The sequence below is a fragment of the Salmonella sp. 741265116_PST genome (assembly GCF_046567715.1).
Taxonomy (GTDB): Bacteria; Pseudomonadota; Gammaproteobacteria; order Enterobacterales; family Enterobacteriaceae; genus Salmonella; species Salmonella enterica.
The window spans coordinates 42099-53484 of sequence record NZ_JBKFPH010000029.1 but is presented as its reverse complement, the minus strand read 5'-3'; the positions used below and the strand labels follow the sequence as shown (position 1 = coordinate 53484).

The window sequence follows — 11386 nt, the reverse complement described above, 5'->3', positions numbered from 1 at the left end:
TGTGACTGGGGTGAGTGAGCGTAGCCAACACATAAGCGACTTGAAGTATGAAGGGTATATATCGGTAAACTAAAAAGAGCGGCCAAATAATTTATTGTCCCCGATCGCGTTCGTCATGGTTTTCGGGATACCGCTTGGCCAAAGAAAAGAGGACAGTGTGTTAATTCCGCCAGAATAGCGTTGGCGGAAAATATCGTTTTACGACCTTGTTATTGTTATGCCAATAATCATTATACCAGGCGACACGCATCCGCTTCCCAGCGATATCCCACCCCGTAGACCGCGCGTATAAATGACTGTTCGGCATCCAGCGATTCCAGTTTACGGCGCAGGTTTTTAATGTGGCTGTCGATAGTACGATCGGTCACCACACGGTAGTCGTCGTAGAGGTGGTTTAACAACTGCTCGCGGGAAAAAACTTTACCCGGTTCAAGCGATAAGGTTTTTAGCAGGCGGAATTCAGCGGGGGTTAAATCCAGCGCTTTACCACACCAGGAGGCCTGAAAGCGGCTTTCATCAATCATTAACGGGCTTTCGGCATCCTGCTGCTGGAGTTCGCGCTGCGGTTTACAGCGGCGCAAAATGGTTTTCACGCGGGCCACGACTTCGCGTGGGCTGTAAGGCTTACAGATATAATCATCGGCGCCGATTTCCAGCCCAAGCAGCCGGTCGATCTCTTCGATTTTGGCCGTGACCATCACAATGGGGATGTCGGAAAAACGACGAATCTCCCGGCATAGCGTCAGACCATCGGTACCCGGCAGCATCAGATCCAGCAGGATCAGATCCGGCGGCGTTTGACGCACATACGGCAGTACCTTGTCGCCATGATTGATGAGCGTGGGGGCGTAACTCGCCGCGCGTAAGTAGTCAATAAGCAGCTGTCCCAGCTTGGGTTCATCTTCAACAATCAAAATGCGCGGCGTGTTTTCATCAATGGGTAATTCAGTCATACTTCTCTCTGTAAATCGCGATCCAGCGGTAACTCTACTGTAATGCTAACCCCGCCAAAAGGCGAATGAGCGGCGTGAAGATGACCGTTATGCGCGTGTACAATATTGACGCATATCGCCAGCCCCAGTCCAGAACCGCCGCTGGCGCGGTTACGGGACACTTCCGTGCGGTAAAAACGGTCAAAAAGCTTTTGTAACTGTTCATCGCTGACGCCCGGTGCAGAATCGGCAAAGGTCAGGAATAATGATTTGTCGCGTTGTTCGGCGGAAATATGCAGGCCACCGCCGCTGTCGGTGTAGCGCAGACTGTTTTCCAGCAGATTATTAAACAGTTGCATCAGGCGATCCGGGTCGCCGAAGACGGTCATGCTATCCGGCAGCGCGTAATGTAGCGTTAGCCCCCGGCTGGTAAAGCGCTCTCTGAACGCGCCGCCAGCGACTTCCAACAGGGGGACAAGATCGACGGTCGTTTTTTGGTAAGCCAGCGCGCCCTCGTCAGACAACGACAGCTGATGCAGGTCGTCAACCAGTTTGGTAAGCGTACCGACTTCCGCCTGTAGCGAGGTAACCGATTCTGGCGTGAACTGGCGAACGCCATCCTGAATGGCTTCCAGTTCGCCGCGCAATACCGCCAGCGGCGTGCGCAGTTCGTGGGAAATATCCGCCATAAAGTCGCGGCGCATCTGCTGGTTTTTTTCCAGCGTGCTGGCAAGCTGGTTAAAGTCCTGCGCCAGTTTTCCCAGCTCATCGGCGCTGGTTGGGGTCACGCGCGTGGTAAAATCCCCCGCCGCCAGTCTGTGCGTACCCTCGACCAACCGTTTGACCGGGGCGAGCAGGCCACGCGCCAGCAAAAATGTCGCCAGCGCGGCCAGCAACGTTGATAACGCCACGATCATCCAACTGGCGCGCCGCTGCTGCATATCAAAATTAATATCCGTATTGCGCGTCAGCCGCTCGACAGGCGAGGCGATAATCGCGCCGACTTCGACGCCATTGACCAGAATGGGGCGGCGAGTACCGTCATGCGGCACCGGACCGCGTGGGCCGACCAGCACCCGGCCATTTTGATCGACGACCCAGAACTGGGTGCGCCAACCGTGCGGCGGCATACCGGGGCCGGGTTTATCCCGGTCGTTGTCATGCTCAAATGAACGCAGAATCTGGAAAACGAAGCGATCGTTGTTGCGTAAAAAACGCCAGTTGCCGTGTTGCTGGTACTGGTCGCCCAGCGCATCGCCCAGCATTTGTAGCCGCTGCTCGTTGCCGTGTTTGATATAGTCAATAAATCCGCGTTCAAAACTGACGCGCACGGCCCAATGCATACTGATCAGCAGCACGATGCAGGTGGCGAAGATCGCCAGAAACAGCTTGCCGGTGATTCCGGGCCGCCAGACTTTCATTACAGGCTCCTTTTACGCCGTGAAATGATCATGTTTTGCTGTGTATCGTTCGGCACGCGGGCAAAAATTATCGCCGGTAGCGCGATAATAACCGCCATACATAACCAGGTGTACATAAAGACGTGATGTGTGGCGCTACTGTCTATCCCGATATGCTGTTGGCCAAACATACCCAGCAGCATTCCGGCAATAGTGACGCCGATACTCATCGAGAGCTGCATAATCATCGATAATAAGCTATTGCCGCTGCTGGCCAGCGTATCGGGAAGGTCTTTTAGCGTTAAGGTATTCATGGAAGAAAAGCGCGCCGAGTTCACCATTCCCTGCAAAAGCAGTACCAGCGGCAGGAGATAATACCAGCCGAGCAGCGCAACCGACATAAACAACAGGCTAACCAATGCCAGTCCGAGCGTAGTCGCCACCAGAACCCGACGATAGCCAAAACGGTTAACTATCTGCACCACAATCCGCTTCATTCCCATGCTGCCCAGCACCATGGGGATCATCATCAAACCGGCATGAAACGGTGAAAAACCAAGACCAATTTGCAAAAAGACCGGCGTCATAAACGGCAGCATACCGCTGCCGATACGCCCGGCAAAACTGCCCAGCAACCCCAGTGAAAACGTGGGCGTGCGGAACAATCGCAGGCTGAATAACGCACCTGAGTTTTTTTTGGCATGGAAGAGATAGAGCAGAATGGCTGCCGCGCCGCCCGCAGCAAGTCCGGCTAATGTCCAGGGCGAAATCCCCATGCTTTTACTACCATCCAGCGCCAGCGTGAGTACCGCCATGCCGATAGCTAACAGCAGGAACCCCGGCAGATCAAAGCGCCGGGTCTCTATGGTGTAGTTTGGCATCAGCATAAAGGTTGCCATAGCGCCGACAATTCCCACCGGGATATTGATCAGAAAGATCCAGTGCCATGAAGCATATTCCACCAGCACCCCGCCCAGCGCGGGGCCGAGTAACGGCCCGATCTGTCCCGGTAGGGTGACGAAGGTCATTGCCGCCATATATTGCGTGCGCGGCACGATTTTCATGACCGTCAGGCGTCCGACCGGTACCATCATCGCGCCGCCTACGCCTTGTAAAACCCGCGCTAATACCAGTTGATTAAGCGTGCCGGAGAGGGCGCAAAACAGCGAACCCAACGTGAACAGCACAATGGCGGCAAAGAAAATATTACGCACGCCGATTTTATCTGCCAGCCAGCCGCTGGCGGGGAGCATCACGGCGACGGTAAGAACATATGACACCACTACCATGTGCATATGCAGCGGGCTTTCCCCCAGGCTTTTCGCCATGGAGGGCAGCGCAGTGTTGACGATGGTGGTATCCAGCGACTGCATAAAAAAGCCGAATGCCACAATCCAGAGTTGCCAGCGGGTGTTGTCAGGAAGTTCTGTCATATCTCTACTACCGGTTTGCTATTTTTACGCGAAAAACGCAGCCGCAGACGATCGAAAAAGAGGTACACCACCGGCGTGGTATAGAGCGTCAGGAGCTGGCTCATGACCAAACCGCCGACAATGGTTATCCCCAACGGCTGCCGTAATTCCGAACCGTCTCCGCCAGATAACACCAATGGCAGTGCGCCGAACAGCGCCGCCAGCGTGGTCATCATTATTGGACGGAAGCGTAACAAGCAGGCCTGGAAAATAGCTTGTTCCGGCGTCAGGCCGCCGCTTCGTTGCGCTTCAAGCGCAAAATCGACCATCATAATGGCGTTTTTCTTCACAATGCCAATTAATAGCATGATCCCTATCAGGGCGATTAGGCTGAAAGGGGCATTGAAGAGCTCCAGCGCCAGAAGCGCCCCAACGCCCGCCGATGGCAGAGTAGAGAGAATGGTCAGCGGATGGACGTAGCTTTCGTACAGTATCCCCAGCACAATGTAGACGGTAGCGATCGCCGCCACTATCAAAATAAGCTGCGAATTCATGGTCTGCTGGAACACTTGCGCCGTTCCGGAAAAACTGCCGCGTACCGTCGGGGGGACGCCAAGCTGCGTCATGGTGCGATTAATGGCCTCCGTCGCCTGCGATAACGATGTGCCGGTCGGCAGGTTAAAGGCAATCGTGGACGCCGCGGAAAGTCCCTGATGGTTCACCGACAGCGGCGCATTGGCGGGCCGCCATTGGGCGAAATAAGAGAGGGGGATCGCTTTTCCGTCGCGGTTGATAACAAACATTTTCTCCAGCGCGCTGATATCCTGGCTATAGCGCGGATCGACTTCCATCACCACTTTATACTGGTTCATCGGCTGATAAATGGTGGAAATTTGCCGCTGGCCGAAAGCATTATTTAACAGACTGTTTGCGGCCTGAACATCAATACCCAGCCGTGACATGGTGTCGCGGTCGTAGATAAGGTTCATCTCCGCGCCGTTATCCTGCTGATCGGAGTTTACGTCCGCCAGTTGCGGCAGGGCCGAGAGCGCTTTGCGTATTTTCGGCTCCCACTCGCGCAGCGCCGCCAGGGAGTCAGACAGCAATGTGTATTGATAACTGGCGTTAGCCTGCCGCCCGCCGACGCGAATATCCTGTACCGCCATCAGAAACAGCCTGGCGCCGGGTTCTTTTGCCAGTTTGACCCGCAGTCGATCAATGACTTGCTGCGCCGTCTCTTTGCGTTCGCCGCGCGGCTTCAGCGTAATAAACATCATGCCGCTATTCACCCGCGAGCCGCCGGTAAAACCAGTGACATTATTCACCGCCGGATCGTCGCGAATAATTTTCATAAAATCCTGCAGCTTGCCGCGCATGGCCTGGAAAGAGATGCTTTGGTCAGCCTGAATACCGCCCATCAACACGCCGGTGTCCTGCTCCGGAAAGAATGTTTTAGGGATGGCGATATAAAGCCAGATGTTCAGCGCAACGGTGCCAAGAAAAACCACCCCGACAAGACGCGTATGGTTAAGCACCCATTTTAACGACGTGCCGTAACCCTGTTGCAAGGCGACCAGCAAACGGCCAACGCCCCGTTTACGCGGTTGGGTGCGCGGTTTGCTTGATTTAAGCATCCAGCCGCACATCATCGGCGTCAGCGTGAGCGAGACCACCAGCGAAATGCCAATCGCCACCGAGAGGGTAACGGCGAATTCCCGTAATAATCGCCCTGGCAGACCGCCCATTAACAGCAGCGGCAGAAATACCGCCACCAGCGACAGACTCATGGAGATGACCGTAAACCCGACTTCCCGCGTACCCTGTAATGCCGCCTGCAAAGGTTTCATTCCCGCCTCCAGATGGCGGGCGATATTTTCCAGCACCACAATGGCATCATCAACGACAAATCCGGTCGCGATAGTCAGCGCCATCAGCGACAGATTGTTGAGGCTGAAGCCGCACAGATACATGGCGGCGAAGGTGCCGATGAGCGAAACGGGAACGGCGACGGCGGGGATTAGCGTGGCGCGCCCGGAACGCAGGAATAAAAACACCACCAGGATCACCAGCGCGACAGAGATAGCCAGCGTCTCTTCTACCTCTTGCAGTGACGCGCGAATCGTCGGCGAACGATCCTGGGCGATTTGTAAATCGATAGCGGCGGGGATCATTGCCCGCAGTTCCGGCAGTTTTGCCCGGATGCCGTCGACCGTCTGAATAATGTTGGCCTCCGGCAGCTTGCGGATCATCAACAAAATAGCGGGTTTAGCGTTCGTCATCCCGGCGTTACGGACATCCTGCACCGAGTCGGTGACGCTGGCGACGTCGCCCAGGCGTACCGCCGCGCCGTTGTTATAGTGAATAATCAGCGGCTGGTATTCGGCGGCGGTTTTCAGTTCGTCGTTGGTCTGGATTTGCCAGCGGTGCACGCTATCTTCAATTGCGCCTTGCGGTCGGCGTACGTTGGCGCTGTCGATCGCTTCGCGGACCTCATCCAGCGAGACGCCCTGGTTAAAGAGCGCCTGCGGGTTTAAGCCTACACGTACTGCGGGCAGGGAGCTGCCGCCGACGTCAACATCGCCGACGCCGTCAATTTGCGCGATGGTTTGCGCCAGTTGGGTAGAGGCGAAATCATACAGTTTGCCCTGTGACCAGCTCTCCGAGGTGAGCGTTAAAATCATAATCGGCGCGTCGGACGGGTTGGCCTTGCGATAAGTCGGGCGGCTGGGCATTCCGCCTGGCAACAAGCTTTGCGCGGCGTTAATGGCGGCCTGCACGTCGCGCGCCGCGCCGTTAATATCACGATCGAAATTAAATTCGAGAATAATGCGCGTACTGCCGAGCGAGCTGCTGGAGGTCATTTCATTGACGCCTGCAATGCGTCCCAAAGAGCGTTCCAACGGCGTCGCCACTGACGAAGCCATGGTTTCCGGCGAGGCGCCCGGCAGCGAGGCGCTAACCATAATCACCGGGAAATCGACCTGCGGCAGCGGGGCGACCGGCAGCAGACGAAAGCCCAGAATGCCGCACAGCGTAATGGCGGCGGCAATCAAAATGGTGGCGACCGGGCGGTAGATGAAAAGGGCGAAAAAGCGCATCTACGCCTCCTCTTTATGGCGCGGAAAGCGACTTTTCACGTACAGCGACAGGCGGTCAAACAGGAGATAAATCACCGGTGTGGTAAACAGAGTTAATACCTGGCTGACCAGTAGGCCGCCCACCATCGCGATCCCCAACGGGCGACGTAATTCCGCGCCAACGCCGGTACTCAACATTAATGGCAATGCCCCGAGCAACGCCGCCAGCGTGGTCATCAGAATCGGTCGAAAACGCAGCAGACAGGCCTGGAAGATAGCGTCGCGCGGGCTCATCCCCTGTTCGCGTTCGGCGGCGAGGGCGAAGTCAATCATCATGATGGCGTTTTTCTTCACGATGCCGATCAGCAAAATAATGCCGATAATGGCGATAATATCGAGCTCGCTACCGGCGATGATCAGCGCCAGCAGCGCGCCGACGCCCGCCGTAGGCAGCGTTGAGAGAATCGTGATCGGATGGATAAAACTCTCATACAGCACGCCGAGCACGATATACATCGCCACCACGGCGGCGACAATAAGCCAGACGGTGCTGCCCAGCGCCGCCTGGAAGGCGAGCGTACTGCCCTGAAACTGCGTTGTAATATCCGCTGGCAGGGCGAGCGTTTTTTCCGTATCGAGAATTGCCTGCACCGCATCGCCGAGCGAATAGCCCTCCGGCACGTTAAACGAAAATGTCGTGACCGGGAACTGATCTAAATGATTGATGGAGAGCGGAGCGAAGCGCTGCTCAATGCGGGCAATCGCGCTGAGCGGTACGGTGCCGCCGTCGCGGCTCGTCAGGCGAATCGTCTCCAGCGCCGCCAGGCCCGGCGTGCTGGCGGTATTATGTTCCAGCACGACGCGGTACTGGTTCGCCTGGGTATAAATCGTTGAAATCAGGCGTTGTCCGAACGCGTTGTAGAGCGCGTTATCCACATCCGCCATGCTGATACCCAGACGGCTGGCGCTGTCGCGGTCGACATTCACCCAGGCCGCTAATCCTCGATCTTGCCAGTCGCTGCTTACCTCAGAGAGCTGTGGTAACGACTGTAGCGCGTTCTGCAGTTTTGGCACCCAGTGGCTGAGCGCATCGAGCGTCGTGGCCTGCAGGGTAAACTGATACTGCGTGCGGCTGACCTGCGTGTCGATGGTTAAATCCTGCGTCGGCTGGAGATACAGCACCACGCCGGGAATCGTCGCCACGGCGGTTTGCAGCCGGGAGATCACCTGCTGCACGCGGTCATCACGCGCATCAAGCGGCTTGAGGTTAATTTGCAGGCGCGCGCTATTCAGCGTGGGGTTAGCGCCGTCTACGCCAACAAAAGTCGTCAGGCTTTGCACCGCCGGGTCCTGTAATATCCGCTCCGCCACCTGGCGCTGACGTTGCGCCATACTGGCATACGATGACGATTGCGGCGCCTGCAGCGTCCCCTGGATAATGCCGTTATCCTGTACCGGAAAGAATCCTTTCGGAATGACTATCCACAGCATAACGCTGAGCAGGAGCGTGGCGAATGCCACGCTCAATGTAAGCCACGGATGGTTGAGCACTTTCGCTAATCCGCGTCCGTAGCTGGCGATCACGCGGTCAAACATCCGCTCGCAGGCGCGGGAAAAGCGGTTTTGTTTACGCAGAGACTGCTGGCTGAGCATACGCGCGCACATCATGGGCGTGAGCGTCAAAGAGACGACGGCGGAGATTAAAATCGCTACCGCCAACGTCACCGCAAATTCGCGGAACAGTCGACCAACAATATCGCCCATAAAGAGCAACGGGATCAGCACTGCAATCAGTGAAAAGGTGAGGGAAATAATGGTAAAGCCGATTTCGCCCGCGCCTTTGAGCGCCGCCGCCAGCGGTTTTTCTCCTTTTTCGATGTAGCGCGAGATGTTCTCGATCACCACAATCGCATCGTCCACCACGAAACCCGTGGCGATAGTGAGCGCCATCAGCGTCAGGTTATTAATGGAAAAATCCAAAAATACCATCACCGCAAAGGTGCCGATAAGCGACAGCGGTACGGCGACGCCGGGAATAATTGTGGCGGGAATGTTACGTAAAAACAGATAGATAATCATGACGACCAGCGCGATCGCCAGCATCAGTTCAAACTGGGTATCGCGCACGGAAGCGCGAATATTGGTGGTGCGATCGGACAGGACCGTGACCTTCACCGATTTCGGCAGGCTTTCGGTAAGCTGGGGCAGCATCTGGCGAATGCTGTCCGCTGTCGCAATGATATTGGCGCCAGGCTGGCGTTGAACGTTCATCACGATAGCCGGCGCTTGATTCGCCCATGCGCCGAGCCAGCTATTTTCCGCCCCCTGTTCGACGGTGGCGACATCGCCCAGCCGTACCGGCGCGCCGTTTTGATACGCGATGATAAGCCTGCGGTATTCGTCGGCAGACTGCATCTGATCGTTAGCAGAAAGCGTCACCGCCCGTTCGGGGCCATCCAGACTGCCTTTCGCCGAGTTGACGTTGGCGCCGGTAATTGCGGTACGGACCGTTTCGCTGGTCAGACCGAGCGCGGCGACAGCCTGAGCATTCAGTTTTACGCGTACCGCAGGGCGCTGCCCGCCGGCAAGCGTCACCAGTCCGACGCCGGAGACCTGCGAGATCTTCTGCGCCACGCGGGTTTCTACCATGTCCTCTACCTGGGTCATCGGCATCGCGTTTGAGGTGACGGCAAGCGTCATAATCGGCGGGTCCGCCGGATTGACTTTGCTATAAATCGGCGGATTCGGCAGGTCGGAAGGCAATAAATTGGTGGCTGCGTTAATCGCCGCCTGTACTTCCTGCTCGGCAACGTCCAGCGGCAGCGTCAACTGAAACTGTAGCGTTACCACCGATGCGCCGCCGGAGCTTTGCGACGACATCTGCTTCAGTCCTGACATCTGGCCGAACTGGCGCTCAAGCGGCGCGGTGACGGCGGAGGTCATGACATCCGGGCTGGCGCCAGGGTAGAGCGTAACAACCTGAATAGTGGGGTAGTCGACCTCCGGCAAAGCGGCGACGGGCAGGAAGCGATAGCCGATAATCCCGGCGAGTAAAATCGCCGCCATCAGCAGAGTGGTGGCCACGGGGCGCAGAATAAACAGACGCGAGGGGCCGCCCGTGCTGCCCGGAGGTAATACCTGCATCAGGCGCGCGCTCCTTTTTGACCTTCATGGCGGGAAGGGGATTTTTCATCCGCCATGGTGGTTTGCGGCTCAACGACCTCGACTTTTGCGCCTTCCGTCAGCCGATCAATACCATCGGTAACGACGCGATCGCCTGCCGACAAGCCTGCGCTGATCACCACGTTTTGGTTATCCTGAATACCGATTTTTACCCGCTTCTTGCTGACGTTATTTTCGTCGTTCAGCACCCACACAAAGTGGCCCTCATTGCCCATTTGCACCGCCGCGGCAGGCACCACAACGGCATTTTGTTCGGTATCGACCAGCATCCGGGCGTTCACAAATTGATTGGGGAACAGCGTATCGTCCTGATTGGTAAAGCGCGCTTTAATTTTGATCGTTCCCGTCGTGGGATCAATCTGGTTGTCCAGACTGAGCAACACACCTTCGCTCAATTTGTGCGAGTTAGTCCGATCCCAGGCTTCTACGACCAGCGTTTTCCCCGCTTTCTGCGCCTGAACCACGGTCGCGATATCGCTTTCCGGCAGAGTAAAAATGAGATCAATCGGGTGCGTTTGCGTAATGACGACAATACCTGCGGTATCGCTGCTGGAAATCTGGTTGCCGACATCCACCTGTTTCAGACCCACGCGTCCCGAGACCGGGGCCGTGATACGACTCCAGTCGAGCTGTAACTGCGCGCTGGCGACATTGGCTTCATCCGCTTTAATGGTTCCCTGGGTTTCGTTGACCAGCGCCTGTTGCGCACCCAATTCCTGACGGGAAACCAGATTGGTTTTTGCCAGTTGCTGATAGCGCGCCAGATCACGACGCGCATTCGCCAGCGTAGCGTTATCTTTCGCCAACTGTCCCTGAGCCTGCGCCAGGGCGACCTTAAACTGGCTGGGATCGATTTGCGCCAGCAGATCGCCTGCGTTGACCTGCTGACCTTCCTGAAAGTGCAGGGCGATGAGTTGACCGTCCACGCGGCTACGCACCGTAACGGTATTCGCGGCGGTCACGGTACCCAGCCCGCTCAGATAGCGCGGTACGGCTTGCGTGGTCGCGGTCGCGGCCTGTACCGGCGCCAGAGGGCCGTCGCGCATACCGCGGCGACCTGCGGCGGCGGTATGCGGCGCTTGCGCGGCGACGCCCGGCGCGGCGGTCGGGCTTTCGCTACGGCTATGCCAGAACCAGAATGCGGCGGCGGCTACTACAACCCCAATCGCTATTGCCCAGCGGAAAGTATTACTGCCTTTCATCGGTATAAGTTTCTCATCCTGAAACGTTTTGCGGAATGTTGCTCCCTCTATTGTAGTCAGCAGGGAAGGGAGAAAAATGGAGGAATTATGGAACACGGTCGGGATTATTCTGAATGGCGACCCGCTTTGCGAGGCGCTACGCAACTCTCATCGGTGAAAATCGTTAACGCGCCGGAGTGC

General features: G+C 56.7%; 6 protein-coding genes. All 6 read right to left on the bottom strand.

The genetic code is table 11. The features are described 5' to 3' along the window. Positions 1 to 230: 230 nt before the first annotated feature. Genes baeR through mdtA form a run of 6 tightly spaced genes read right to left on the bottom strand, consistent with a single transcriptional unit; the run spans position 231 to position 11206 of the window. Entirely contained in the window at positions 231 to 953 is a 723-nt protein-coding gene (gene baeR, locus ACLD11_RS17790; protein ID WP_000137854.1) for a two-component system response regulator BaeR, read from the bottom strand. Next, on the bottom strand, positions 950 to 2353 hold the full coding sequence (gene baeS, locus ACLD11_RS17785) for a two-component system sensor histidine kinase BaeS (RefSeq protein WP_000870081.1): 1404 nt from the start codon (positions 2351 to 2353) through the stop codon (positions 950 to 952). The genes baeR and baeS overlap by 4 nt, the downstream gene beginning before the upstream one ends. Continuing rightward, positions 2353 to 3765, bottom strand: coding sequence for an MFS transporter (locus ACLD11_RS17780; protein WP_079981515.1), 1413 nt, complete (start codon positions 3763 to 3765; stop codon positions 2353 to 2355). Before ACLD11_RS17780 ends, baeS begins: the two co-directional genes overlap by 1 nt. Beyond that, complete coding sequence (gene mdtC, locus ACLD11_RS17775) at positions 3762 to 6842, bottom strand: multidrug efflux RND transporter permease subunit MdtC (RefSeq protein WP_023224593.1); 3081 nt, start codon at positions 6840 to 6842, stop codon at positions 3762 to 3764. The genes ACLD11_RS17780 and mdtC overlap by 4 nt, the downstream gene beginning before the upstream one ends. Continuing rightward, on the bottom strand, positions 6843 to 9965 hold the full coding sequence (gene mdtB / locus ACLD11_RS17770) for a multidrug efflux RND transporter permease subunit MdtB (protein WP_197390300.1): 3123 nt from the start codon (positions 9963 to 9965) through the stop codon (positions 6843 to 6845). Then, positions 9965 to 11206: a multidrug efflux RND transporter subunit MdtA gene (gene mdtA / locus ACLD11_RS17765; RefSeq protein WP_411015197.1), complete on the bottom strand. Its 1242-nt coding sequence runs from the start codon at positions 11204 to 11206 to the stop codon at positions 9965 to 9967. The genes mdtB and mdtA overlap by 1 nt, the downstream gene beginning before the upstream one ends. Positions 11207 to 11386 lie beyond the last annotated feature (180 nt).

What these genes read in the sequence shown, in the direction of transcription:
- baeS (WP_000870081.1), bottom strand. Translation starts at nt 2,353, where the DNA reads ATGAAAGTCTGGCGGCCCGGAATCACCGGCAAGCTGTTTCTGGCGATC.
- ACLD11_RS17780 (WP_079981515.1), bottom strand. Translation starts at nt 3,765, where the DNA reads ATGACAGAACTTCCTGACAACACCCGCTGGCAACTCTGGATTGTGGCA.
- mdtA (WP_411015197.1), bottom strand. Translation starts at nt 11,206, where the DNA reads ATGAAAGGCAGTAATACTTTCCGCTGGGCAATAGCGATTGGGGTTGTA.
- mdtC (WP_023224593.1), bottom strand. Translation starts at nt 6,842, where the DNA reads ATGCGCTTTTTCGCCCTTTTCATCTACCGCCCGGTCGCCACCATTTTG.
- mdtB (WP_197390300.1), bottom strand. Translation starts at nt 9,965, where the DNA reads ATGCAGGTATTACCTCCGGGCAGCACGGGCGGCCCCTCGCGTCTGTTT.
- baeR (WP_000137854.1), bottom strand. Translation starts at nt 953, where the DNA reads ATGACTGAATTACCCATTGATGAAAACACGCCGCGCATTTTGATTGTT.